The following is a 24944-nucleotide window of genomic DNA, read 5'->3' as shown; positions in this document are numbered from 1 at the left end:
GGCGCGACGAATCACCATCGTCACCCACCCCGACCCGACAGGACTCCCGATGTCCGGCCTCCCCGCCTCCCTCGCACAGCCCGCCCCGCCGCGCCACCGCCGCGTCGCGGTCGTCGGCAGCGGTGTCGCCGGGCTCACGGCGGCCTACGTGCTCGCAGGGTCGTGCGACGTGACGCTCTACGAGTCGGCCGACCGGCTCGGCGGCCATGCCGACACCCACCAGGTCGTCGTCGGGGAGCGCACCGTCGGCGTCGACACCGGCTTCATCGTCCACAACGACCGGACCTACCCCACCCTGCTGCGCCTCTTCGACGAGCTGGGTGTGCAGACCCAGGACTCGGACATGAGCATGTCCGTGCGCTGCGACGAGGAGGGTCTCGAGTATGCCGGGGCCAAGGGTCTCGGGGGACTGTTCGCCCAGCCGCGCAACCTGGCCAACCCGGCATACCTGCGGATGCTCGCTGAGGTGCGCCGCTTCCACCGCCTGGCGCGCGGGGTCCTTGCCACACCCGAGGACGCGGGCCGACACGACGAGACGCTCGGTGAGTTCTCCGCCCGCGGCGACTTCAGCGCCTACTTCACCACCTACTTCCTCGAACCGCTCGTGGCCGCCGTATGGTCCTGCGACCCGGCCGTCTCGCTGCACTACCCGGCCCGCTACCTCTTCACCTTCCTCGACCATCACGGCATGCTCACGGTCTTCGGGTCGCCGACCTGGCGCACCGTCGTCGGCGGGTCAGGCCAGTACGTCGCGAAGGTCGCCGCCGGGCTGCACGAGATCCGCCTGTCCACCCCCGTCAGCGCGATCCGCGAGACCCTCGAGGGTGTCGTGGTCGTGGACGCCACCGGTGGCAGCGACACGTTCGACTCCGTGGTCGTGGCGGCCCACCCGCACCAGGCCCTCAGCATGCTCGCCGCACCGAGTGACCTGCAGCGCGAGGTCCTCGGCGCAATCCCCTACTCGGCCAACGTCGCCCAGCTCCACACTGACGAGTCGGTCCTGCCGCACAGCGTGGCAGCCCGCGCCTCGTGGAACTACTGGCGACGGCCTGCCGGCCAGGAGCAGGGCACCGTGTTGGTGTCCTACGACCTGACGCGCCTGCAGCGCCTCGACGTCACCGACCGCCGGTTCATCGTCACCCTCGGTGGCGAGGATCTCGTCGACCCAGACCTCGTGATCGCCACCATGCACTACGAGCACCCGCTCTACACACCGGAGTCCATCGCCGCGCAGCGCCAGCTGCCGCTCATCGCCACCGGTCGCATCGCCTTCGCCGGCGCCTACCACGGGTGGGGCTTCCACGAGGACGGCGCCCTCTCGGGCCTGCGTGCGGCCGAGCACCTCGGCGTCACGTGGGAGACCCGAGCCGTCCCCGAACCGGCTCTGGAGCCGGTGTCATGACGGCGCCGACGACGGCGCGGATGTACGCGACCTCCATCAGGCACGTCCGGACCGAGCCGGTGCGCGCCGACTTCGTGCACCGCAGCTACTCCTGGCTGGTGGACCTCGACGCGCTCCCACGTCTGGGTGTCCTTGGCCGCCTGGCTCGCTTCGAGGGCCGCGACCACCTCGGCGCACCCGAGCGCAGCCTGCGCGAGAACGTCGACGCCTTCCTCGCGACCCACGGGGTCGACCTGCATGGTGGCCGGATCCGGATGCTGGCCAACGCCCGCGTCCTGGGCTACGTCTTCAACCCGATCAGCGTCTTCTGGTGCCACCGCGCCGACGGGGGTCTCGAGTGCGTCGTCGTCGAGGTGCACAACACCTACGGCGAGCGGCACGCCTACCTCGTCCGCACCGACGAGCGCGGCCGGGCCACCACCGACAAGGCCCTCTACGTCAGCCCGTTCAACGACGTCGACGGTTCCTACGACCTTCTCCTGCCTGAGCCCGACGACCAGGTCAGGGTCAGTGTGGTCCTCAAGCGCGCCGGACGACCGCCCTTCGTCGCCGTCCTCACCGGCCACGCCCGGGACGTGAGCACGGCCTCCATGCTCCGCGTCGCCGTGACGAGTCCCCTCGAACCCCTCGCCATCATGGCGAAGATCCGCTTGCACGGCATCGGGCTGTGGCTCCGCCGCCTGCCGATCCGCCCCCGTCCGACCCACCCGCCGCAGGAGGCAGTCCAATGAGCACCCTTGCCCCACAGCCGTTCCCGCTCCCGCACATCGACACCACCCGGTGGCCCGACCTCGTGCGCCACCCGAGCGGGCTGAAGCGACGGGTCGGCTCCCGGATCGCCGAACGGCTCTTCCGCCAGATCGTGCAGCACCTGGCCGTGCGGGTCGAGTATCCCGACGGCACCGTCCGCGGCGGAGCGGCCGACGTCCCCGGCGCGCCGGTGATGATCCTGCACCGCCCCGACGTCTTCATCGCCCGGCTCGGCACCGACGGGCTCATCGGGTTCGGTGAGTCCTATATGGCCGGTGACTGGAGTGCGCCCGAGCTCGGCGAGCTGCTGGCCGTGTTCGCCGCCCGGATGGGCACGCTCGTGCCCGAGCCCCTTCAGAGGCTGCGGGCCGTCTACGTCGCACGCCACCCCAGCCGAGAGAAGAACACGACGAAGAACACTCGCTCCAACATCTCGCGCCACTACGACCTCTCGAACGACCTGTTCGAACGCTTCCTCGACCCGACGATGAGCTATTCGTCCGCGCTCTTCGAGTCCGACCGGCTGCCGGGGCCCTCCGTGGCTCGCGAGCGCACCGAGGTGGCCCCTTCACCGGCGCAAGCGCCTGTCTTCGCCGGGCTCGCCCGCGCGCAGCAGGCCAAGATCGACCGACTCCTGGATCTCGCAGGCGTCGGTGAGGGGACCCGGGTGCTGGAGATCGGCACCGGGTGGGGAGAGCTGGCCGTCCGGGCCGCTGGAAGGGGCGCAACGGTCCGGACGGTCACCCTCTCCACGGAGCAGCAGTCGCTGGCGCGGGAGCGGATCGCGGCCGCCGGTTTCGCCGACGCGGTCTCCGTGGACCTGCTCGACTACCGCGCCGTCGACGGCCAGTACGACGCGATCGTCTCGGTCGAGATGATCGAGGCCGTCGGGCACGAGTACTGGCGGACCTACTTCGAGACCATCGACCGGCTCCTCGCCCCCGGCGGCAAGGTCGCCATCCAGGCGATCACGATGCCCCACGACCGGATGCTGGCGACGAAGCAGACCTACACCTGGGTCCACAAGTACATCTTTCCCGGCGGTTTCCTCCCGTCGACCGAGGCCATCCTCGACGTCACCCAGAACCACACCTCGCTGCGGGTCGTCGACCGGCTCTCGATGGGTCAGCACTACGCCCAGACCCTGCGCCTGTGGGACGAGCAGTTCGCCGGACAGAGCGCCGCGATCACCGGTCTCGGCTTCGACTCCGTCTTCCAGCGGATGTGGCACTTCTACCTCGAGTACTCCCGGGCGGGCTTCCTCTCTGGTTACATCGACGTGCAGCAGATCCTCCTTGACCGGGAAGCGGTGCCCTCATGACCCTCCTCGAGCGCAGCTCGTCCACCGACTCCAGCACCTCCACCGGCGGCAGGGTGACCACCTCCGCAACGGGTGTCGCTCCCGCCCTGGCCCGCGTCCTTCGCGCCGTCGCCGGCGGCGAGCTGCCGGTGCGCCTCACGGCCTGGGACGGCAGCGTCGCGGGGCCCGAGGACGCGCCCTCGGTCGTCCTGCGCTCACCGGACGCCCTGCGCCGCATCCTGCGCCACCCGGGCGAGCTCGGCGTTGCACAGGCATACGTCACCGGTGAGCTCGACGTCGAGGGTGACCTCGGCGCGGCCCTGACCCACCTCTGGACCGTGGCGCGCGAGCGCGGCCTGCGCGGCATCCGTCCCACCCCGAGCGGCATCGCCGCGCTGCTGCGCACGGTGCGCGAGGTGGGTGCCTTCGGTCGGCCGCCGCCGGCTCCCGCGAGCCAGGCCAAGCTCGGCGGCCGGCTGCACACGGCCCTGCGGGACCGGCAGGCGATCCACCACCACTACGACCTGTCCAACGAGTTCTACTCCCTCATCCTCGACCCGCACATGGCCTACTCCAGCGGCTACTGGACCTCGGACGCGCCCGACTACACCGTCGAGGACGCCCAGCGCGACAAGCTCGATCTGGTCTGCCGCAAGATCGGCCTCGGCGAGCCGGGGATGCGCTTCCTCGACGTCGGGTGCGGCTGGGGCTCCCTCAGCCTGTATGCCGCGGAGCACTTCGGCGCCCGGGTCACCGGGGTGACGATCGCCCGCGAGCAGAAGACGTTCATCGACGAGCGGATCCGCCAGCGGGGCCTGCAGGACCGGGTCGAGATCCGCCTCCAGGACTACCGCGACGTGGCGGACGGCTCGTTCGACGCCGTCGCCTCGCTCGAGATGGGTGAGCACGTCGGCCAGAGGAACTACCCGACCTACGTCAAGGCCCTGCGCGACAACGTCCGTCCCGGCGGACGGGTGCTCATCCAGCAGATGTCCCGGCGTGGCCGCTTTCCCGGTGGCGGACCGTTCATCGAGTCGTTCATCGCTCCGGACATGCACATGCGTCCCGTCGGCGAGACGGTCCAGCTGATCGAGGACGGCGGCCTCGAGGTCCGCGACGTCCACGCCCTGCGCGAGCACTACGTGCGCACCGTCGACGCGTGGCACGAGACGTTCGAACGCAACTGGGACACCGCGGTCGGTCTCGTCGGTGAGGAGGTCGCGCGCGTCTGGCGGCTCTACCTCGTCGGCGGCTCGATGGCCTTCCGCGACGGCCGGATGGGGGTCGACCAGATCCTCGCCGTCCGGCCCGACGTCCTCGGCCGCTCCGGTCTCGACCCCGTCCGTCCGGCTGCGTGGTTATGACGGGGTTCTCGCTCGGCACCTTCCTCGCCGTCAGCGGGGCCTCGCTGGTCGCGGTGTTCGTGCTCATGGCCGTCACCGCCGTCATCGGGCGCCGGCAGGGCCGGGTCGCGGTGGTCGACACGGCCTGGGGACTCGGGTTCGTGCTCGTCGCGCTCGTGTCGGCGCTCGTCGGCACCGGCGCGGGAGCGCGCCGCGTCGTCCTGCTCGCCATGGTGGCGATCTGGGGCCTGCGCCTGGCCCGGCACATGCACCAGCGCAACGCCGGCAAGGGCGAGGACCCGCGGTATACGCAGATGCTTCAGAACGAGCCGGGCGACCCGTTCCTCGTCGCGATCCGCAAGGTCTACCTCGTCCAGGGCGGCGCGGTCTGGTTCGTCTCGCTGCCCATCCAGGTCGCCGCAGCGACCGACGTCGGCCTCGGCGTCGTGGCCGTCCTCGGCATCCTGCTGTGGGCTGTGGGCGTGACCTTCGAGACGGTGGGGGATGCCCAGCTCAAGGCCTTCAAGGCGGACTCCGCCAACAAGGGCACGGTCATGGACCGGGGCCTGTGGTCATGGACGCGCCATCCGAACTACTTCGGCGACTCGGCCGTGTGGTGGGGCATCTTCCTCGTGGCCGCCAGCGCGTGGCCGGGGGTGCTGACCATCCTGTCGCCCGTCGTGATGACCTACTTCCTCGTCTTCGCCACCGGCGCCCGGCTGCTCGAGAAGCACATGGCCGAGCGCCCCGGCTACGCCGAGTACCAGCAGCGGACGAGCTACTTCCTGCCCCGGCCGCCCAAGAGGTAGCGTCCCCGACCCGATGGCTCTGGCGCAGTTGACGGGTGCGGGACGAGCGACGGGATGCTGGCGGTGCGGCCCGCTCGGGACGGCACTGAAACACGTCTGCGTCCCGTCGTTCGTCCCTGTGGATGCCCGCGAAGGTCAAAAGTATCCGGTCAGGCCGTCGCGGTGATCTCGTGCACCTCGTCTGCGGGGTGACCCGCACGCTCGTGAACCCGGCGGACGGCATCGGCGTTGGGGGCCTCGGACAGGCAGAAGACGTGGCCGGTCTTGGGGTCGGCCCACGCATGCTGGAAGTCGACGCCCTCCTCGCCCTGGATGTCCAGGTCCGCCTGGTGCGCAGCGGCGAGGTCCTCGGCCGTGACTCCGGCCATGCTGGTGTGGACGTCCATGAACTGTGGCATTCGTGAGCCCCTTATCGAAGAGAACTACCGTGCTGTGGACGCCGTGCCCACGAAGGTCGAACGTACCCGGTCAGGTCCGCACAGGGAAGAGCCTGCCCGCGTCGAGCCCGTGTGTCCCCGGGGTCGCACGTCTGCTCGACACTCAGGGCCACCCGGCGCCAAGGCGGGCGAGCACCGCACGGGCATAGGCACGCTCGGCATCGACGTCGACGAACCGCGCCTCGATGCCGCCCGCAGAGGTGGCGGTCACGGCATACCCGCCCGTCACGTGCTCGAGGCTGACGAAGGCGGCTCCGAGCCGCTCGCGCAGCTGGTCCTCACGCGGTAGCCAGACCACGGCGTCCTGGTCGACGCTGTCGAGCGCCCACTCGGTCGTCCCGTTGAAACCGATGACGTCGCCGGTCGCGAACCGGTGGACGTCGGCCGTGATGTCACTCAGGACGAAGACGTGGTCCTCCATGTCGGCAACGGGCAGGACGAACCGGTCCCCGGACGCGGGTGACCACACCAGGCCGGAGGACTTCAGCCGCTGGGCGAGATCGAGCGAGAGCATGGACCATCCTCACATCCGGCGATCTGCGGGCAAAGCGTGGATCCGTGGGTAAGGCGTTTGCGACACCCGGGGCAGTGGGGCAGCATGGAGACCATCATGAGGCCCTGAGACATCGACCGACCCGCGCCCGAGGCCCTGCCCGGCGGGGATGCCGCGCCCACCCGAAGGTCCCCGATGTCGTTGCCCGTGCCCGACCCCGCCATCTCACTCGTCGCGCGTGACGTCTCGCGCCACTTCGGCGACCGCACCGTCCTCGACGGGGTCGACCTGGTCGCCAACCCCGGCGAGCCGGTCGGCCTCGTCGGCGAGAACGGCGCGGGCAAGTCCACCCTCATGCGACTCCTGGCCGGCGTCGACGAGCCCGACGCCGGCACGATCGCCCGCCCGGACGACGTCGGCCACCTCGGGCAGGAGCCGGACTTCGCGCCCGGGGCGACGATCCACACCGTGCTCGCCGAGGTCCTCGCACCGCTGCACGACGCCGTCGCGCGGCTGGAGGTGCTCGCCGCCCGGCTCGGCTCCGACGACCCGGACGTCGCGCTGGAGTATGCCGTGCAGCTGGCGTGGGCGGAGCACCACGAGGCGTGGGACGCCGACCGCCGCGCCCAGCTCGCGGCGGCCCGCCTCGGCCTGCGCCACCTCGACCGCAGCCGGCCCGTCGACACCCTCTCGGGCGGAGAGCGGACCCGGCTCGCCCTCGCCGCGATCATCACCCGCCGCCCGGAGTGCGTGCTGCTCGACGAACCGACGAACCACCTCGACGACGAGGCGATGGCCTTCCTGGAGGAGTTCGTCGCCGGCTCAACGGGGGTCGTCGTCGTCGCGAGCCACGACCGCGTCTTCCTCGACAACACGGCCGCAGTGGTCGTCGACCTCGACCCGACCCACTTCGGGGTCGACGGTGAGGGCGGGACGCGGTTCGTCGGTGACTTCACGGCATACCTCGCCGAGCAGCGCCGGGCACGCCGTAGATGGGAGACGGCCTTTCTCGCCCAGCGTGAGGAGCTGCACGCGCTGCGCCGCGCGGAGAAGACGACCGCCCGGACGGTGGCGCACGACCGCGGGCCTCGGGACAACGACAAGCACATCGACAACTTCAAGGGCGCCAAGGTGGCCCGGACGGTGGCCCGCCGTGTCCACAACGTCGAGCGCCGGATCGAGCGGATCGAGCGGGTCGAGATCCCCAAGCCCCCGCGACCGCTGACCTTCGGCGAGACCCTGGCCGCGGGCGTCGCGACCGTGCTGGTGCGGGGGCTCGAGGTGCCCGGCCGGGTCAGCGTCGAGCAGCTGCGCGTCGACGTCGGCGAGCACCTGCTCGTCACCGGCCCGAACGGCAGCGGCAAGTCCTCGCTGCTCGCGGTGCTGGCCGGCGAGCTGGCAGCCCCCCGCGGCGACGTCCAGGTGCGGGCGAGGCGGATCGGCTACCTGCCGCAGGAGGTGACCTTCGGCGAGCCCCAGCTCTCCGCCAAGGAGGTGTATGCCGCGGCCGTTGGCGGCGGCGACGTCCCGCCCCTGGGGGAGCTCGGGCTGGTCCACCCCCGCGAGCTCGGCAAGCCGGTGGGGGTGCTCAGCGTCGGGCAGCAGCGCCGCCTCGCGCTTGCCGTGGTCGTGGCGAGCCGGCCGGACCTGCTGCTGCTCGACGAGCCGACGAACCACATCTCGCTCGCGCTTGCGGCCGATCTGGAGGAGGCCATGGGCCGCTCGGCCGGCGCGGTCGTCGTGACGAGCCACGACCGCTGGTTGCGCCGACGCTGGAAGGGGCCGGTGCTCGCGCTGCGGTGAGGTAGCGCTGCGGTGAGGTAGCGCTGCGCTGAGGTGGCGCTGCGCTGGCTGGTCAGCCGCCGACCAGGCGCAACACGACATCGAGGCCGTGGACCGGGCCGTCGGTCCGCGGCAGGATGAGCGTCCGGACCCCCAGGGCCGCCGCCGCCCCGTCGTCGCGCCAGCTGTCCCCGACCATGAGGGCTTCGTCGGGCGGGACGCCGAGCAGGTCGAGAGCACGCTGAAAGATGGCTGGGTTCGGCTTGACGGCCCCGACCTCGAAGGACATCACGAGTGCGTCGGCCAGCCCGGCGAGCTCGCTCCGAGCGATGAACGGCCGGAGGTCGAAGCCCACGTTCGACAGGATCGCGATGCGGGTCCCGCGCTCCCGCAGGGCGCGCAGCACGGGCGCGGAGTCGGCGTAGGCCTCCAACATGTCGGGCATCGCCACATAGAGGGCCGCCGCCAGCTCGGCATCCACCCCCGGGGCCCGCTCGATGGTCGCGTCGAAGACCCCGCGGTGCCGCTCCGGGCTGAGGTCGCGTCCGCTGCCCGGATCGAGCTCGCCGGCGTGCTCCCAGATCCGGTCGAGGAAGATGACGGCGGCCTCGACGGTCTCGGCGCCCAGCTCGCTCGTCGGGTCCCCGGGTCGCCCGAGAGACTGCCAGGCCGCGTCGATCCATCCCGCCGTGTCACCCCCACTGACGAGCGTCGAGTGGAAGTCGAAGATGACCCCGCTGATCGGTGTGGTCTCGGCAGGGCTCCCCATGCTCCGACCCTAGCTGGCGCGGTGGTGGCCCCTGACGAAGGCGTCGAGGGCGTCGCCGGCCCCGGTCACGGGTCGCCGGAGGCTCTCGGCGCGCTCGACGACAAGCCCCGTCCCGTCGAGATCGGCGACCACGTCCTCGGGGGTGAAGAGCAGGGCCGGATCCTGAGGTCCGCCGACCCCGTGCTCGATGTTGTCGAGATGGTGGCCGAGGACGAGCAGGGTGCCACCGGGCGCCAGCGCCTGCGCCGCCCGGTGAAGGAGGGCCCGCCGGTCGGAGGCGCCGACGTGGAAGTAGACGACGATGACGAGGTCGAAGGCGCCCTGTTCCGGGATCCACGTCAGAACGTCAGCCGCCACGACCTGCAGCCGGTCGGCGTGGTCACCGAGCCGCTCGGCGCCCAGCCGGCGCGCTCGGTCGGTCGCGACGTCGGAGAAGTCGACCGCGGTCACCCGCCAACCGTGCTCCGCGAGCCAGATCGCGTTCCGCCCTTCCCCGGAGGCCAGGTCCAGTGCCCGACCCGCGGGCATCGGAGACGTCTCCTGCTCGATCACGGCGTTCGGCGTCGCCGACCAGACGAGCTGTGCTGCGGCATACCGGGCGTCCCACGTGGTGGAGTCCATGACCGCATCCTCCCGCTTGAAGGGGCTCTGGACGCACCGGGGTTGCTATCTGGCGGGTGGTTCGTATAGTGGTGGCCGCCGCTGCGGGCTCCCCCCGGGCCCCGGCGTGCGGTGATGGTGTCCACCCCCGAAGGGCACGACCACCGAGCGCGGTGACGTTTCCCCCGACGTCACCGCGCTCACCTCGGTCCAGGCGGGGTGCGCCTCACGAAGGGGGCGGGTGCTCGGAGATCCCCGGCAGCAGCGACTGGCCGCCGCGCAGGGCCGCGAGGGCTTCGGGGTTGGTCCGCCCGAGGTGGCCGAGGGTCTTGTGCCGGTAGCGCCACACCTGGAGCGCACCGAGGCCCCAGAAGAGGAACTGGACCGACATGGCCAGCCGGAAGTCGTCGAGCGTGTAGTCGGCGGGGCCGTCCGGGGCGAGGCGGTCGAGGATGAACCCGATCAGCGCCATGGTCACCAGGGACGCCACGAAGCCCCCGACGTTGACGACGCCGAGCGCGCTACCGATCCGGTGTTGGGGGTTGAAGGTGCGCGCCAGGTCGAAGCCCACCATCGACCCCGGTCCCCCGAGCGCGGTGACCATGACGAGGAGCACGAGCAGCGGCAGCGGTGCGCGCCCCGGCCACAGCAGGACGACCGCCCACACGGTCGCGATGGAGCCGACGATGCCGAGCACGAGCCGGGATCGCTGGTAGGGGAAGCGGCCGACGAGCCCGCCGAGCACCGGACCGGTCGTCATCGCCGTGATCGTCATGATGATGAGCAGCGCACTCGCGGTGCCCTCGCTGAGGCCCTGACCGCGCACGAGGAACGGGAAGCCCCAGAGCAGGGTGAACACGGTCACCGAGAACTGGCTCGTGAAGTGGGACCAGAGGCCGAGCCGCGTCCCGGGGGTGCCCCAGGTCGTGCGCAGCGTGCTTGCGACCGCCCGGACCCGGATCGGCTCCTGGGGCGTGCCCTGGTAGGGGGAGTCCTTGAGGACGAAGACGAGGACGACGGCGAGGACGACGCCGATCCCCGCGGCGGCGAGGAAGGACGGGGTCCAGCCGAACTGGCGCAGCGCGAAGGACAGCGGGAACGACGCGGCGATGGCGCCCAGCTGCCCGAGCTGTCCGGTGAGCTGGGTGAGCAGCGGGGTCTGGCGGACGCGGAACCACAGGGCGACAATCCGGATCACGCTGACGAAGACCATCGCGTCGCCCCCGCCGATGAGGATGCGCGCCGCGAGCCCCACCCCGAAGGTGCCGGCGAAGGCGAACCAGAGCTGGCCCGCCGTCATCAGGAGCAGTCCGGTGATGAGCAGCGGCCGCGAGCCGAACCGGTCGAGCAGCACCCCCACGGGGATCTGCATGGCGGCGTAGACGAGCAGCTGGACCACGGTGAACGTCGCGAGCTGGGCGGCGGTGATGTGGAAGCGGTCCGCCGCGATCAGCCCGGCGACGCCGAGCGAGGTGCGGTGGAAGACGCCGAGGACGTAGACGGCCATCGCGGCCCCCCACACGGCATACGCGCGTCGACCGCCGATGTTGTGCAGCTGCAGCGGCGGCGTCGAGGCGCTCACCGCTGACCCTGGAGCCGGGCCAGCGCGCTCTCGACGTGCGACCGGGTCGCGCGCACGAAGCCGGCCTTCGTCCCGCCCTCGAGCAGCGTGAGCAGCTCGGCGTGACCGCGCAGCGCGCGGTCGAGGCGGGCGGGTGACATCCGCAGCTGCGTGGCGACGATGGTCAGCTGCCGGTCGCGAAGCCCCTGGTAGGTCCGGGTCAGGACAGAGTTGCCCGCGGCCGCGACGATGACCTCGTGGAAGAGCCGGTCGTGCTCGACGAATGCGCTCATGTCGTCCGCCGCCCGGGCCGCCCTCATCGCCCCCACCAGCTCCTCGAGCTCGGGGATGGCCTCGGCGCGGCGCCTCCACATGGCGCCCGCAGCCCACTCCTCGATGACGAGGCGAGCCTCGAGGACGTCGCGGGCCTCGTCGGCCGACACCGCCACGACGAGGGCGCCCTTCTTGGGATAGAGCCGCACGAGCCCCTCGACCTCGAGGCGCAGCAGGGCCTCCCGGACGGGGGTCCGCGAGACGCCGGTGGCCGCGGCCAGCTCGCCCTCGGTGACGAAGGAGCCACCGGCTGCTCGTCCGTCGAGGATGTCGCGCTTCAGCGCCGCGTAGACGCGCGCCGACGCGGAGAGGGTCGCGGATGGGGCAGGAGGGGTCACCATGATGTATCCAAGATAGATGCAACACGTCCGATGAGCCAACTCCCGCGATGGCCCGCCACCTACTTGCGTCAGCGTGCCGGTCTGCGCGGGGGGTGATGTAATCGGGGTTCAGCAACGGTGGCGGGGGGAGACCAGGTATGCCGATCTTCGAGCTCACGCTCGACGACGGGGAGCGGCTCGTCGGGGAGAGCCACGGCTCCGGCCCCGGGCTCGTCGTCGTCCAGCAGAGCCTCTCGACACTCGAGGACTACCGCCCGCTCGCGGTGCACCTCGGCCAGCACCTGACCGTGCACCTGTTCGACCGGCGCGGTCACGGGGACTCCTCCCCGCCGCTCAGCCCGCCGTCGCTCAAGCAGGAAGCCGGAGAGCTCGGGCGGCTGCTCGACGCGACCGGCGCCGAGATGGTGCTGGCTCACAGCAGCGGCGCCCTCGTCGCCCTGGAGCTCGCGCGGACCCGCCGGCTCGATGCGCTGGCGCTCTACGACCCCGGAGTCTCCGTCGACGGCTCCCTGCCGACCGAGTGGGTGCCGGACTTCGTCGCCGCGGTCCGGTCCGGTGCGCAGGAGCTGGCGATGGCCCTGGTCAGCACGGGGCTCAACACCCCGAAGGTCATGGCCCGGCTGCCCCTGCCGTTGCGCCGCCTCGCCGCCGGGGTGTTCCTGCGCACGCGACGGGGCCAGATGTTCCGTCAACAGCTCGCCGCCGGGGCCAGCGAGCTGCTCCTCGTCGTCGCTCACGACCATGCCGCGAGCACCTACGAGGACCTCCTCACCCCGGTGTGGATCGCCGTCGGGTCCGAGAGCCCGCAGCACTACCGGACCACGGCGGAACGCCTCAGCGGCGCCATCCCCGGCGCCAGCCTCACGATCATTCCCCGGGCTCGCCGGAGCACCCTGACCCTGGCCGGCCCGCAGCTGACCGGGCCGCTGCTCGACTACCTGACCCACGCCTCCGGCCGACCCTGACGGAGGCAAACCTGCGTCAGCGGCTGCTCGCGCTGAGCTCGGCCTCCTGACGGTGGTCCTCGTCCGTCGCGAACATGCTCTCGTCGAAGGGGTCCTGCCCCGAGAGCACCCGGTCGACCTGTTCGCGGTCGATGGTGTTGGTCCAGGTCCCGACGAGCACCGTGGCGACGGAGTTGCCGGCGAAGTTCGTCAGCGCGCGGGCCTCGGACATGAAGCGGTCGATCCCGACGATGAAGCCGACGCCGTCGAGCAGGTCAGGCCGGTGCGACTGCAAGCCGCCCGCGAGGGTGGCCAGCCCGGCGCCGGAGACCCCCGCGGCGCCCTTGGATGCGATGATCATGAAGACGAGAAGGGAGATCTGCTCCCCGATGCTGAACGGCTTCTGGAGCGCCTCGGCGATGAAGAGTGACGCCATGGTCAGGTAGATGGCGGTGCCGTCGAGGTTGAACGAGTATCCGGTGGGCACGGTGATGCCCACGGTGGAGCGCTCGATGCCGAGGTGCTCCATCTTGGCGATCAGGCGCGGCAGGGCCGACTCCGAGGAGGACGTCGAGAGGATGAGGAGGAACTCGCGGGCGAGGTAGCGGAAGAGCGAGAGCACGTTGACGCCGGTGACGACCTTGAGGATGGTCCCGAGGATGCCGAACACGAAGACGGCGCAGGTGAGGTAGAAGGCGAGCATGAGCATGCCGAGGCTCTTGAGGGCATCGACACCCGTGGCCCCGATGATCGCCGCCATGGCGCCGAACGCCCCGATCGGGGCCACCCACATGACCATCGACATGACCCGGAAGACGAGCCGCTCCAGGTGTTTGATGCCGCCGAGGATCGGCTGGCCAGCGGTGCCCATCATCTGCAGGGCGAAGCCGACGAGCAGCGCGACGAGCAGTGTCTGGAGGACCGAGCCGTCGGTCAGCGAGGAGACGAGGGTCTTGGGGATGAGGCCGAGGATGAAGCCGGTCGTCGACGTATCGCCCGCCGCCACCTGGCCCTGGCCGGACTTGGCGATCTTGGCCGTCAGCTGGAGGCTCGCGCCGGGCTTGATGATGTTGCCGACGACGAGACCGACCGCGAGCGCGAAGGTCGACATGGTGATGAAGTAGCCGAGCGCGAGGCCGCCGATCCGGCCGACGCTCGCGGCCTTGCGCACCGAGCCGATGCCCAGGACGATCGTGCAGAAGATGATCGGCGAGATCATCATCTTGATGAGGTTGACGAACAACGTCCCCAGCCACTTCAGCTCGACGGCGAAGGCGGGGAAGAGGAAGCCGACAAGGACACCCAGGACGACCGCGACCAGGACCGCCATGTAGAGGTAGTGGGTCTTGTCCTTCTTCGGGCCGACCGCGGGTGCGCGGTCTACGTCGTGACGGGACACACGTGCTCCTTTGCAGAGGTGGGCTGCCGGCTGCGGCAGTGGGGGTGCTCCCTCGGAAGGGTGACGCCTCGCGCGGCGTAGGGTCACCGTTGTGTTCATAGTGTTCACGGTGTTCGTGGCGCCGGCATGGCGACGCTCGCCCGCAGGTCGGCGTCCGTGCTGAGCGGTCGGCTCGTCGACCCCCGTCGCTGGGCGCTCGCGACTCAGATCCTCGCGCTCCAGGTGGCGGTGGCGGCGATCGTGGTGGCCGGGGGCCTGGTGGCCGCCTTCGTGCAGGCGCGCGGGGCCACGGAGGAGCAGGCCCGGCAACGCGTCCTCGCCGTCGCCCACACCCTGGCGACCGATCCGGTCGTCCTGGAGGCCGTCATCGGCCCGAGCCCCACGGCCGTCCTACAGCCCTATGTCATGCGCGTCCAGTCGGAGACCACGACCGACTTCATCGTTGTCATGGACCTGTCCGGGGTGCGGTTCACCCACCCGGACCCCGCCCAGGTCGGCAAGGTCTTCATCGGCCACACCGAGCCCGCCCGGGCGGGGGAGGACGTCGTCGAGAACTACGTCGGCACGCTCGGCCCGTCCACGCGGGCCGTCGTGCCCGTCTTCGCGGGCGGCGACCACGCCGGGCCCGTCGTGGCGATGGTCGCCGTCGGGATCTCCCTGACCGCGGTCAGCGACCAGGTCGGCGCCCAGGTGCCGGGACTGGCCCTCGCCGCCGCCCTGGCCGCGCTCATCGCGGGCACCGGCACGTGGCTCGTCGCCCGGCACGTCCGGCGCGAGACGCGCGGCATGAACACCGCCGACCTGCGCCAGATGTACGAGTACTACGACGCCGTGCTCCACGCGGTCAGCGAGGGTCTGTTGCTCGTCGACCGCGACGGGCGCGTGCAGCTCGTCAACGACGAGGGCCGGCGGCTGCTGGGCCTGTCGGGCGACGTGGCGGGCACCCCGGTGACCGAGCTCGACCTGTCGGCGGACCTCGTCGCCGCGCTCGCGAGTGGCGCCCCGCGCAGGGACGAGCTGCACGTCACCGCGGCCCGGGTCGTCGTCCTCAACCAGGCCCGCGCGACGTGGGAGGGCCGCGACCTCGGCACGGTCGCGACGCTGCGCGACCGGACGGACCTCGAGTCCCTGACCGGTGAGCTCGACTCGGCGCGGGGTCTCGCCGACGCCCTCCACGCGCAGGCCCACGAGTCCGCGAACCGGCTCCACACCGTCGTCTCCCTGGTCGAGCTCGGGCGCACCGACGAGGCCCTGCGCTTCGCCACGGAGGAGCTGACGTCGTCGCAGAAGCTGACCGACACCTTCGTCGCGGCCGTTGCCGAGCCCGCCCTGACCGCACTGCTGCTCGGCAAGGCGGCGCAGGCGAGCGAGCGGGGCATCGACTTCCGGATCGACGAGCGGACCGAGCTGCCCGAGGGGGTCGCCCCGTCGCGCGACCTCGTGACCATCGTCGGCAACCTCGTCGACAACGCCCTCGACGCGGTCGCCGGTATGCCGTCCGGACGGGTCGGCTTCGCGGCCCACCTCGAGGGCGGCGAGTGCGTCCTCACCGTGACCGACAACGGCCCGGGCCTGACCGGGGAGCAGGCCGGGAAGGCCTTCACCCGGGGGTGGTCGTCGAAGCCGACCGGGCACCCGGTCGGCGACGGGGACGTCACGGGAGCAGCATCCGGGCCGGGCCGGGGCCTGGGTCTGGCGCTCGTTCAGCAGTGTGCGTTCCGCCTCGGGGGGACCGTGTCCGTCTCCGAGCCGCCGGGGGCGACGCTGACCGTGCGGCTGCCGGTCGGGCCGCACGCCGACGAGCGGCGGCTGGCCGGGGCCACCTCGTGACACTGGCCGTGCTCGTCGTCGAGGACGAGCCGATCGCGGCCGACGCTCACACGGCATACGTCGGGCGGGTGACGGGGTTCACGGTCGCGGGCACCGTCCCCTCGGGGCGTGAGGCGCTCAGGGTGCTCGCGGGGGGCGGCGTCGACCTCGTCCTGCTCGACATGTTCCTGCCCGACGGGCACGGCCTCGATGTCGTCAGGTCGATGCGTGCCCAGGGGATTCCGACCGACGTCATCGCCGTGACGTCCGCGCGTGACCTCGACGTCGTCCGCGCGGCGGTGTCCCTCGGCGTCGTCCAGTACCTCCTCAAGCCCTTCGTCTTCGCGTCGCTGCGGGACCGGCTCGAGGCCTACGGCGACTACCGCAGGAGGACCGGGGATCAGGTCGCGCTCGCGACCCAGGGTGAGGTCGACCAGGTCTTCGCCGAGCTGCGTGCCGGGGCAGCGAGCAGCCTGCCCAAGGGCTTCTCCGAGGATCTCTGGGGGCGCGTCCTCGAGTCCGTGCGCGGCGCGGGCGCCGGCGTGTCGGCGGGCGAGGTCGCCCTGATGGTCGGGGTCTCGAGGGTGACCGCGCGCCGCTACCTCGAGCACCTCGCCGACAGCTCGATGGCCCTGCGCCGATCCCGCCACGCCGGTGCCGGCCGACCCGAGGTGGAGTACCGCTGGACCGGCCGGTGAGCGACCCCACGACCCGAAACCGGATCAGCCCGACCCGCTTCGTCGTGGGCTTCGGGCTCGTCTCCGGACTCGCCGACATCGTCTACGAGGGGGCTCGCTCGATCATCGGGCCCTACCTCGGGACGCTCGGCGCGACGGCGGCGACGGTCGGCCTGGTCACCGGACTCGGGGAGGCGACCGCGCTCGTGCTGCGCCTGGTCACCGGCCGGTTCGCGGACCGGAGCGGGCGTCCCTGGCCCCAGACGATGGTCGGATACGTCCTGACCGCCGTCTGCGTGCCGCTCCTGGCCCTCACCGGGAACCTCGCTGCCGCAACGGTTCTCTACACCGGGGAGCGACTGGGCAAGGCCGTCCGCACGCCCGCTCGCGACATCATGCTCTCGCACGCGTCCGCGGTCGTCGGCCGGGGCCGGGCCTTTGGGCTGCACAAGCTGCTCGACCAGACCGGGGCGATGATCGGGCCGCTCTTCATCGCGGTGGTCCTCGCGGTGGCCCATGACAACTACCGCCTCGCCTTTGCCCTCATGGGCCTGCCGGGACTGCTTGCCGTGGTCCGGCTGGTCCGGCTTCGGCGGCTGGCCCCCGACCCCCGGGCGTGGGAGCCGGCGGCCGAGGTCTCCGAGGCGAAGCGGCTGCGGCTCGGCGGCGGGCTGGGGCAGCAGTTCTGGGTCTTCGCCGCGTTCAGTGCCGTGACCATGCTCGGTTTCTCGACGTGGGGGGTCCTCGCCGTCCACATCACCGGCCAGGGCCTGCTCGCCGCGAGCTGGGTGCCGGTCCTGTATGCCGTGGCCATGGCGACCGCGGGCGGGGCAGCGGTCGTCCTCGGCCGGGTCTACGACCGGTCGGGGCCGCGCGCCCTCGTCCTGGTGCCCGTGCTGTCCGCGGCCGTCCCCTGGCTGTCGTTCTCGTCCTCGGTCGCCGCCCTCGTCGTCGGGGCCGCGCTCTGGGGTGTCGTCGTGGGGATCCAGGACTCCACGATGCGGGCCACCGTGGCCGACCTCGTCCCCGTCCACCGTCGGGGCGCGGGCTTCGGCACCTACGCGGCGGTCCAGGGCGGCGCCTGGCTCGTCGGGTCGACGGTCGTCGGTGCCCTCTCGGAGCGGTCGGTGACGGCGGTCGCGGCCTACGTCGGCGTCGTCGAGGTCATCGCCCTCGCGCTCCTCGCCGTGGTGCTCACCCGCCTGCGCCCGACCGCCACCCGTCCGTGACCGCGCTCGTGGGGCGGGCCGTCGCCCCGTCCGTCGCGCCGTCCCGCACGTCGGCGCCGAGGGTGAACGTCTCGACGACCTGGTGGCGGGGACGACCGTTCGGCCCGTCCCCGAGGTGGCTGGCAATCAGGTCGAACCCGTCCACCTCCCAGGACCGGCCCGCAAAGGTGTCGAGGATGCGCAGCCACCGGGTCGCCTCGACGGGCCGTTTGAGGTGAGCCAGCGACAGGTGCGGCCGGAACGCCTTGCCGTCCACGGGCGCGCCCGCCGTCGACGCGGCCGCGCGCACGTTGACGGCCAGCCGCTCGAGCTCTGCGCCCCCCTCGACCCCGAGCCAGAGGACCTTCGCCCGGGTCGGGTCCGGGAACGCGCCCGCGCCCCCGAGCCGCAGGCTGAAGGGCCGGCGTCTGGCGGCGGCCTCCTCGAGGTGCTCGACGAGGGTGTCGATCGAGCGGTGCGGAACGGCCTCCATGAAGGCCAGGGTCAGGTGCCACTGCTCGGGGTGGATCCACGGCATCCCGGCGTCACGGCGCGGTTCGAGGAAGTCCGAGAGGTCGTCGAGGACCTGCGCGGGCGGGACGACGGCGACGAACATCCGCTGAGGCATGTCCCCGAGCATGCCAGCACGGCATACGGTGGGGGCATGTTCGTCGTCGAGCTCTCCTTCAGTGGTCACCCCGCCCGTCTCGAGCTGCGTCCCCGCCACCGCGAGCTGCTCGCCGAGCTGCACGATCGGGGTGAGGTGCTGGACGCGGGCCCCTTCCCGGACGGCACCGGCTCGATGGTGATCTTCACGACGACCCGGGAGCGGGTTGACGAGGCGCTCGCGGCGGACCCCTACTTCGCCGCCGAGGGGGTCGCCGTGGTGTCGATCCGCGAGCTGACCCCCCTCTTCAGGGACTAGCAGACGCCATGGGCTTCCCCGAAAACGTCCTCACCCGGGACGAGGAGGTCGTGCGCAGCCTGCATCCTCACTGGCTGACGGTGCTCGGGCCGTCCCTCGTCGGCGTCCTGCTCGTCGCTGCCGCGCTCGTCGCCGCCTGGGTGACCCCGGACGACAGCCGGGGCAACCTGATCCAGTGGATCTGCGTGGCGGCCGCCGTGCTGATCGCGATCCCCGGCGTCGTGGTGCCCTTCCTGCGGTGGCGCACGACGCACTACGTCATCACGAGCCACCGGGTGATGGTCCGGCGCGGCATCCTCTCCAAGTCGGGGAAGGACATCACCCTGTCGAAGATCACCGACGTCAGCTTCCACCAGACCTTTCTCGACCGGGTGATCCACTCGGGCACCCTGAACATCGAGTCGGCCGGCGACAGCGCCGACGAGTTCTTCCGCAACATCCCCCACAGCGACCAGGTGCAGCAGCTGGTCAACCACCTCATCGACGAGGACGCCAACGGGCGGTCCGGCAAGGAGCAGCTGTGAGCCAGAGCAGGTATGCCGTGACGGAGGCGTTCCGCGCGAGCCGGGACCAGCTGCTGGCCTGGCGCGGCCAGCACGCCGAGGCCGTGGCGGGCTTCACCTGGCCGGAGCTGGGCGAGACGTTCAACTGGGCGATCGACTGGTTCGACGAGATCGCCCGCGGCAACGACACACCGGCGCTCGTCATCATCGAGGAGGCGGCCGAGGTCGCCGGTGAGGCGCCGGCCTCCTGGAGCTTCGAGCAGCTGTCCCGCCGCTCGGACCAGGTGGCCCAGTGGCTGTCCGCTCGCGGCGTCGGCAAGGGTGACTCGGTCATCGTCATGCTCGGCAACCAGGTCGAGCTCTGGGAGTCGATGCTCGCGATCATGAAGCTCGGCGCGGTCATCATGCCGACCACCACCGCCGTCGGTCCGGCCGATCTGCGGGACCGGATCGACCGGGGCGCGGCCCGGTTCGTCATCGCCAACGCCGTCGACACAGCGAAGTTCGACGGGGTCGACGGGGACTACACGCGGATCGCGGTCTCTGGTGGGGGCGGGGCGCCGCGGGGCTGGGAGTCCTTCAGCGCGGCATACGACCTCGAGCCGACCCCCCTCGTCCACCCGGGCACCCTCGTCGGCGACCGCCTGCTGCTCTACTTCACCTCCGGCACGACGTCGAATCCCAAGCTCGTGGAGCACACCCAGGTGTCCTACCCGGTCGGGCACCTGTCGACGATGTACTGGCTCGGTCTGCGACCCGGGGACGTCCACCTCAACATCTCCTCGCCCGGCTGGGCCAAGCACGCGTGGTCGAGCTTCTTCGCGCCGTGGAACGCCGAGGCGACGATCTTCCTCTACAACTACGCCCGCTTCGACGCGCCGTCGCTGCTGCGGGTGCTGAGAGCCAACGACGTCACGTCCATCTGTGCGCCACCGACGGTGTGGCGGATGCTCATCAACGCGGACCTGTCAGGTGGGCCGGGACAGCTGCGAGAGGTCATCGGCGCGGGTGAGCCGCTCAACCCGGAGGTCATCGAACGGGTGCGCCGGGCGTGGGGCCTGACCCTGCGTGATGGTTACGGACAGACCGAGACGACGGCACAGGTGGGCAACACCCCCGGGTCGCCGGTCAAGCCGGGCTCGATGGGACGGCCGTTGCCCGGGCTGCCCGTCGTCCTCGTGGATCTCATGACGGGGAAACGCTCCTCGGCGTCCGGGGACCAACCCGGTGAGGGCGAGATCTGCCTCGACCTCTCGCAGCGGCCACTGCCCCTCATGACCGGATACCAGGGTGACCCGGAGCGAGATGCCGAGGCGATGGCCGGTGGTTTCTACCACACGGGTGACGTCGCCTCAATCGACGCGGAGGGGTACATCACCTACATCGGGCGCACCGACGACGTCTTCAAGGCGAGTGACTACAAGATCAGCCCGTTCGAGCTCGAGTCGGTGCTCATCGAGCACCCCGCCGTCGCTGAGGCGGCCGTGGTGCCGGCCCCGGATGCCCTGCGGCTCGCGGTGCCCAAGGCCTACATCGTCCTGGTGGCCGGACACGAGCCCACCGAGGAGACGGCCCTCTCGATCCTGCAGTACGCCAGGGAGCACCTCGCCCCCTGGCAGCGCGTGCGCCGGATCGAGTTCGCGGAGCTGCCGAAGACGATCTCGGGCAAGATCCGCCGAGTCGAGCTGCGGGGGCGCGAGGACGAGCTGGCCCGTGACGTGGAGGCCGAGCGGCCGGCACAGGAGTGGCGCGACGACCAGTTCCCTGAGCTGCGCGGCGGCGGTTAGGCGGCGCTGGGCGGCGCTGGGCGGCGCTGGGCGGCGCTGGGCCACGGTGGGCACGACCTGCGGGGTTGGGGGTGGCTGCTCCCCCACGGGGGACTACCCTCCGGCGCACTATGCCGTGCCCACCCGGGTGGGCACGGCATAGTGCGCTGCCCACGGTGGTGGGCACGGCATGGCGCGCTGCCCACGGTGGTGGGCACGGCATAGTGCTCGGCAGGGGTGGGGTGGCCCCGCTCCCGCCCCTTTCGTCCACATCCCATCCACCGCAGGACCCGTTGTCCACATCACGCCGGGCCAGGATTCCCTCACACGCACCTCGGCGGCAGGGTGAACGGCATGACCCGTCCCGAGGACCTCACCCTGCAGATCGGTGATGCCCTCGGGCCGCACGCCGTCGGCGACGAGTCTCCCAGCGCCAGCTGGCCGACGTGCTTGAGGTGTCCAAGTCGACGCTCGCAGCCCTGGAGTCCGGGCGGGGTGTCACCGGTCTCGACCTCGTGCTGCGGATTCTCGACGGAGCGGGCTTCACCGTCGAGCTGGTGGACCGCGAGCTGGGGTCCTTCGACACGGACCAGATCCCCGAGGAGGTCCGCGATGCCGCCGGGCGTCGGTTCCCGGCCCACTGCAGCGCGAGACCGATCCTCTTCCCGCACCACTGGTGGTTCGTGCGGCACCCGGCTCTACCCCGCCGATACTGGCCGACCTGGACGTGACGACACGACCCCCTGTCCGTGTGGAGCGCCAAGCTGACCACGAACCGCTGGCTACCTGCCGACGGCAGGGGCCGAGACGGTGACCCGCCCTGACGGCTCGATCGACGAGCAGGACCGCTCCGGGGCGGCCGGGTCTGCCGGCACGACGGGCTTCTCGATCGTCGCGCCGTTGACGACCGTGACACTGTCGTAGGCCGGGGCGCCCTCGATGAGGTTGCGGTAGGTGTAGCGGGTCAGCGACGTGAGCTGGCAGGTGGGCCCGAAGGCGGCGATGTCGAAGGCGTAGGGCTGGCCCCGCAGCTCGCCGGTGTCCTCCTCGGGGATGTAGTGCGAGACGACCCCGCCCCCGGTGAAGGTGCCGACGCCGATCCGGTTGCCCTTGACGCTCGCCGCGTGCAGGTGCCCGTTGAGGATGATGTCGGCCTTGGTGACGCCGTCCGCGGCGCCCGGCTCGTGGGTGGCAACAAGATCAGGCGTCGGCTGGTTGGCCATGGCGGCGTTGAAGGCCGCGATCGCGGGCTCCTGCTTCTTCTTCGTGTTCTGGGCGTCGTCACCGAAAAAGCGCGGGTTGTTGAAGCCGGTGATCCGCAGACCCTTCAGGCTGTAGGCCGTGTAGGAGGTGTCGTCCGGCTGCAGGAGCACGACGTTGGGGACGGCACCGAGCCGGGTGAGCAGGGCGCGGTCGGTCGGCGAGGTGAAGTCGTGGTTGCCCCCGATGAAGAGGTAGGGCACCCCGAGGGACGCGATCCCGGTGAACAGCCCGGCGGCCTCCGCCTCGGTGGCGCTGCCGAAGTTCACGAGGTCGCCCAGGTCGAGGACGACGTCGATCTTCTGGGAGTCGATGATCGACTTCATCAGCCCGTACTGGTTCTGCCCGTGGATGTCAGAGACGAGCAGGACCCGGCTGGACACCGTCTGGCTCACCGTCGACGGGACAAGGTTCTCCCGCAGCGACTGCGAAAGCGCCAACAGGTTGAGGATGTAGGGGGTGGCCTGCGAGGTGCGGGCCTCAACGCCCTGCAGGACGTCCTTGTTCTGCTCGAGCTCCAGGAGCAGCCCGGTGGTCCGCAGGCTGGCGAAGTTGGCGGGGCGGTAGGTCTGCCAGATCCCGACTCCCGTGGCAGCGCAGGCCACGATGAGCGCCGTCCCGACCGTCACGAGGTGGGTCGGGGCCGGCCACCGACGCCCCCGCGCGTAGTGCACGGCGAGCGACAGGACGAGCGCGGCCGTCACCGACCCGGCGAGGAACCGCCAGCCCACCCCCCGCACGCCGTCCCGCAGCGCTTGGGAGATCTCCTCGTTCGTGGGCTGCAGGCTGCGCACGCTGAGGTCGCGGCGGGTGAAGATCTCGGTGATGTTCTGCTTCACGGCGACGCCGACCTCGATGCCCGGCGCGATGATCGGAGACGTGAAGTCCAGGTCGAGGTCTCCGAGGATGGTCGGACCATGGAGTACCGGGCTGTGGAGCGGGAGGACCGAAAGCCGGACGGTCGCGACGTAGTGCTGCGTCTCGATCGTCGTCGGGGAGAGGTTGGTGGCGGCCACCCCGCCGACGTAGCAGACCGCGAGCATCGCCAGCCAGCGCACCGCTCGCGCGATCCGTGCCAGCGCTCGTCTTCCCCTCATGACCACGCCACTGTATGCCGGGAGCTCACCTCTCCGAGGCGGTTCGCCCCCCGACGAGGCCCAAGACGACGACGAGGGGGGTGAGGGCCTGGGCGCCGGCCAGCACCCGCTCCCGCAGACCGAGGGTCGCTCCGCCGGTGACGATGTCGGCGATGGTCACGAGGATGAGCAGGCCGAGCACGATGGCGGTCACCTGCCCGAACCGGCGACGCAGGACCAGGGGCGCGTCCGGGACGTTGCGGGCGATGACCGCGGGCCAGAGGCTCAGGGCCGCGAAGGCGAGGTAGGCCGCGATCATGTGGCCGACGACGTTGTGCCCGACGACGTTGTTCGGGATCCAGGCGATGACCAAGGTGGCGACCCCGCCGACCGCCAGGATGGTCCGGCCGGCCCCGTCAGCGGGGCGCATCCCGACGGCCGTCACGATGTGGGCCAGTCCGGTGAGGACCAGGGCCAGGGTCATCACCCAGCGGGTCGGCAGGTCCCCGGCTGCGAGGTCGCTGATGGTCGAGCGGATCGGGTCGTAACCCGGGACGAGCGACCCGGCATACATCCAGCCGCCGATGAGGGCGACCGGCGCGACGACGGCGGAGACCAGCCCCCACCACGGCACCTTGGGCAGGGCGCCGGCTCGGGGCAGGGACGGGGAGGCGGACGTGGAGGGTTGACTCACCGGCATACCTTTAGCACATGAAAATCGGACTTCAGGTCGCGGACTTCACCTGGCCCGGCGCTCCGGACAGCATCGGCCCCACCTTCGCCCGGATCGCCCGCGACGCCGACGAGGCGGGCATGGCGAGTCTGTGGGTCATGGACCACTTCTTCCAGATCTCGATGATCGGCCCGCCGGAGCACGAGATGCTCGAAGGCTACGCGGCGCTCGCGTATGCCGCGGGCGTCACGAAGACCATCACGCTCGGCACCCTGGTGACCGGCGTGACCTACCGCCATCCCGGGCTGCTCATCAAGACCGTGACGACCCTCGACGTCCTGTCCGGCGGCCGCGCCTGGCTCGGGATCGGCGCAGCGTGGAACGAGGAGGAGCACCGCGGGCTGGGCGTGCCCTACCCGGGCACGTCCGAACGGTTCGAGCGTCTCGAGGAGACCCTGCGGCTCGCGCACCAGATGTGGTCCGGCGACGACAGTCCCTTCGAGGGCGAGCACTACCGGCTGGAGCGGCCGCTCAACTCTCCGGCGGCCCTGTCGAGGCCCCACCCACCGATCCTCATCGGTGGCGGCGGGGAGAGGAAGACACTGCGGATGGTGGCGCAGTACGCCGACGCCTGCAACATCTTCGACATGGGCCCGGCCGGGGTGAAGGCGAAGTACGACGTGATCCGCGGGCACTGCGAGGCGGTGGGCCGCGACTATGGCGACATCGAGAAGACGGTGATCAGCCGGGTGAACCTCGCCGAGGAGAGCGTTGACGAGGTCGT

Annotated in this window: 24 protein-coding genes and 1 pseudogene; 15 read left to right on the top strand and 10 right to left on the bottom strand. The window is 71.3% G+C overall.

All coding sequences use genetic code 11. From position 1 onward, the window contains the following. Positions 1-49: 49 nt before the first annotated feature. Genes ACLL9L_RS01885 through ACLL9L_RS01865 form a run of 5 tightly spaced genes read left to right on the top strand, consistent with a single transcriptional unit; the run spans position 50 to position 5604 of the window. Entirely contained in the window at positions 50-1402 is a 1353-nt protein-coding gene (locus ACLL9L_RS01885; RefSeq protein WP_411282946.1) for an NAD(P)/FAD-dependent oxidoreductase, read from the top strand. Beyond that, positions 1399-2133 carry a DUF1365 domain-containing protein gene (locus tag ACLL9L_RS01880; RefSeq protein ID WP_411282945.1) on the top strand — a complete coding sequence of 245 codons (735 nt, stop codon included), beginning with the start codon at positions 1399-1401 and terminating at the stop codon, positions 2131-2133. The genes ACLL9L_RS01885 and ACLL9L_RS01880 overlap by 4 nt, the downstream gene beginning before the upstream one ends. Beyond that, the gene (locus tag ACLL9L_RS01875) at positions 2130-3473 is read left to right on the top strand and encodes a class I SAM-dependent methyltransferase (RefSeq protein WP_411282944.1); all 1344 of its coding nucleotides are present in this window, start codon (positions 2130-2132) and stop codon (positions 3471-3473) included. The genes ACLL9L_RS01880 and ACLL9L_RS01875 overlap by 4 nt, the downstream gene beginning before the upstream one ends. Then, positions 3470-4816 carry a class I SAM-dependent methyltransferase gene (locus ACLL9L_RS01870; RefSeq protein WP_411282943.1) on the top strand — a complete coding sequence of 449 codons (1347 nt, stop codon included), beginning with the start codon at positions 3470-3472 and terminating at the stop codon, positions 4814-4816. The genes ACLL9L_RS01875 and ACLL9L_RS01870 overlap by 4 nt, the downstream gene beginning before the upstream one ends. Beyond that, the gene (locus tag ACLL9L_RS01865; protein ID WP_411282942.1) at positions 4813-5604 is read left to right on the top strand and encodes a DUF1295 domain-containing protein; all 792 of its coding nucleotides are present in this window, start codon (positions 4813-4815) and stop codon (positions 5602-5604) included. Before ACLL9L_RS01870 ends, ACLL9L_RS01865 begins: the two co-directional genes overlap by 4 nt. A 149-nt stretch (positions 5605-5753) precedes the next feature. On the opposite strand, the gene ACLL9L_RS01860 is transcribed toward ACLL9L_RS01865, so the two are convergent. Beyond that, a complete protein-coding gene (locus ACLL9L_RS01860; RefSeq protein WP_411282941.1) occupies positions 5754-6002 on the bottom strand; it encodes an SCO4226 family nickel-binding protein in 249 nt (82 codons plus the stop codon). A 142-nt stretch (positions 6003-6144) separates the two neighbouring features. Beyond that, entirely contained in the window at positions 6145-6555 is a 411-nt protein-coding gene (locus tag ACLL9L_RS01855) for a pilus assembly protein CpaE (protein ID WP_411282940.1), read from the bottom strand. A 174-nt stretch (positions 6556-6729) separates the two neighbouring features. On the opposite strand from ACLL9L_RS01855, the gene ACLL9L_RS01850 reads away from it, so the two are divergent. Further along, positions 6730-8337, top strand: coding sequence for an ABC-F family ATP-binding cassette domain-containing protein (locus ACLL9L_RS01850; protein WP_411282939.1), 1608 nt, complete (start codon positions 6730-6732; stop codon positions 8335-8337). 52 nt (positions 8338-8389) lie between these two features. Here the strand turns inward: ACLL9L_RS01850 and ACLL9L_RS01845 are convergent, their stop codons facing one another. From ACLL9L_RS01845 to ACLL9L_RS01830, 4 genes are all read right to left on the bottom strand, one after another. Further along, entirely contained in the window at positions 8390-9085 is a 696-nt protein-coding gene (locus ACLL9L_RS01845) for an HAD family hydrolase (RefSeq protein ID WP_411282938.1), read from the bottom strand. 9 nt (positions 9086-9094) lie between these two features. Beyond that, the gene (locus ACLL9L_RS01840; RefSeq protein ID WP_411282937.1) at positions 9095-9706 is read right to left on the bottom strand and encodes an SAM-dependent methyltransferase; all 612 of its coding nucleotides are present in this window, start codon (positions 9704-9706) and stop codon (positions 9095-9097) included. A gap of 205 nt (positions 9707-9911) precedes the next feature. Beyond that, complete coding sequence (locus tag ACLL9L_RS01835; RefSeq protein ID WP_411282936.1) at positions 9912-11267, bottom strand: MFS transporter; 1356 nt, start codon at positions 11265-11267, stop codon at positions 9912-9914. Then, positions 11264-11920, bottom strand: coding sequence for a GntR family transcriptional regulator (locus ACLL9L_RS01830; RefSeq protein ID WP_411282935.1), 657 nt, complete (start codon positions 11918-11920; stop codon positions 11264-11266). Before ACLL9L_RS01830 ends, ACLL9L_RS01835 begins: the two co-directional genes overlap by 4 nt. A gap of 137 nt (positions 11921-12057) precedes the next feature. Here ACLL9L_RS01830 and ACLL9L_RS01825 point away from each other — a divergent pair, with 137 nt between their 5' ends. Beyond that, positions 12058-12885 (top strand): alpha/beta fold hydrolase, encoded by an 828-nt coding sequence (locus ACLL9L_RS01825; RefSeq protein WP_411282934.1) that lies wholly within the window; start codon positions 12058-12060, stop codon positions 12883-12885. A 16-nt stretch (positions 12886-12901) separates the two neighbouring features. Here the strand turns inward: ACLL9L_RS01825 and ACLL9L_RS01820 are convergent, their stop codons facing one another. Then, positions 12902-14194 carry a cation:dicarboxylate symporter family transporter gene (locus tag ACLL9L_RS01820; protein WP_411282968.1) on the bottom strand — a complete coding sequence of 431 codons (1293 nt, stop codon included), beginning with the start codon at positions 14192-14194 and terminating at the stop codon, positions 12902-12904. Between the two features lie 195 nt (positions 14195-14389). Here ACLL9L_RS01820 and ACLL9L_RS01815 point away from each other — a divergent pair, with 195 nt between their 5' ends. From ACLL9L_RS01815 to ACLL9L_RS01805, 3 genes are read left to right on the top strand one after another with little or no spacing between them, the layout of a single operon-like run. Next, entirely contained in the window at positions 14390-16093 is a 1704-nt protein-coding gene (locus tag ACLL9L_RS01815) for an ATP-binding protein (protein WP_411282933.1), read from the top strand. Continuing rightward, positions 16090-16770 (top strand): response regulator, encoded by a 681-nt coding sequence (locus ACLL9L_RS01810; RefSeq protein ID WP_411282932.1) that lies wholly within the window; start codon positions 16090-16092, stop codon positions 16768-16770. The genes ACLL9L_RS01815 and ACLL9L_RS01810 overlap by 4 nt, the downstream gene beginning before the upstream one ends. Next, entirely contained in the window at positions 16767-17978 is a 1212-nt protein-coding gene (locus tag ACLL9L_RS01805; RefSeq protein ID WP_411282931.1) for an MFS transporter, read from the top strand. Before ACLL9L_RS01810 ends, ACLL9L_RS01805 begins: the two co-directional genes overlap by 4 nt. On the opposite strand, the gene thpR is transcribed toward ACLL9L_RS01805, so the two are convergent. Beyond that, positions 17944-18585, bottom strand: a complete 642-nt coding sequence (thpR, locus tag ACLL9L_RS01800) for an RNA 2',3'-cyclic phosphodiesterase (RefSeq protein ID WP_411282930.1) — start codon at positions 18583-18585, stop codon at positions 17944-17946. The genes ACLL9L_RS01805 and thpR overlap by 35 nt on opposite strands. A gap of 36 nt (positions 18586-18621) precedes the next feature. Here thpR and ACLL9L_RS01795 point away from each other — a divergent pair, with 36 nt between their 5' ends. The 4 genes and pseudogenes from ACLL9L_RS01795 to ACLL9L_RS01780 form a co-directional block, all read left to right on the top strand. After that, complete coding sequence (locus ACLL9L_RS01795) at positions 18622-18882, top strand: YciI family protein (RefSeq protein WP_411282929.1); 261 nt, start codon at positions 18622-18624, stop codon at positions 18880-18882. A gap of 8 nt (positions 18883-18890) precedes the next feature. Then, on the top strand, positions 18891-19406 hold the full coding sequence (locus tag ACLL9L_RS01790; RefSeq protein ID WP_411282928.1) for a PH domain-containing protein: 516 nt from the start codon (positions 18891-18893) through the stop codon (positions 19404-19406). Continuing rightward, positions 19403-21172 carry an AMP-binding protein gene (locus ACLL9L_RS01785; protein ID WP_411282927.1) on the top strand — a complete coding sequence of 590 codons (1770 nt, stop codon included), beginning with the start codon at positions 19403-19405 and terminating at the stop codon, positions 21170-21172. The genes ACLL9L_RS01790 and ACLL9L_RS01785 overlap by 4 nt, the downstream gene beginning before the upstream one ends. A gap of 389 nt (positions 21173-21561) precedes the next feature. Further along, positions 21562-21882 (top strand): annotated as a pseudogene (locus ACLL9L_RS01780) (helix-turn-helix transcriptional regulator); the annotation flags it as partial. A 51-nt stretch (positions 21883-21933) separates the two neighbouring features. Here the strand turns inward: ACLL9L_RS01780 and ACLL9L_RS01775 are convergent. Next, complete coding sequence (locus ACLL9L_RS01775) at positions 21934-23508, bottom strand: metallophosphoesterase family protein (protein WP_411282926.1); 1575 nt, start codon at positions 23506-23508, stop codon at positions 21934-21936. Positions 23509-23533: 25 nt separating this feature from the next. After that, positions 23534-24181 carry a DUF998 domain-containing protein gene (locus ACLL9L_RS01770; protein WP_411282925.1) on the bottom strand — a complete coding sequence of 216 codons (648 nt, stop codon included), beginning with the start codon at positions 24179-24181 and terminating at the stop codon, positions 23534-23536. 17 nt (positions 24182-24198) lie between these two features. Between ACLL9L_RS01770 and ACLL9L_RS01765 the strand changes: the two genes are divergently transcribed. Continuing rightward, positions 24199-24944 (top strand): LLM class F420-dependent oxidoreductase (locus ACLL9L_RS01765; protein WP_411282924.1); only part of this gene is annotated, 746 nt, incomplete at its 3' end.

It is taken from the genome of Lapillicoccus sp. (genome assembly GCF_046595215.1).
GTDB lineage: Bacteria > Actinomycetota > Actinomycetes > Actinomycetales > Dermatophilaceae > Lapillicoccus.
This window is presented reverse-complemented; position numbering and strand designations above follow the sequence as displayed.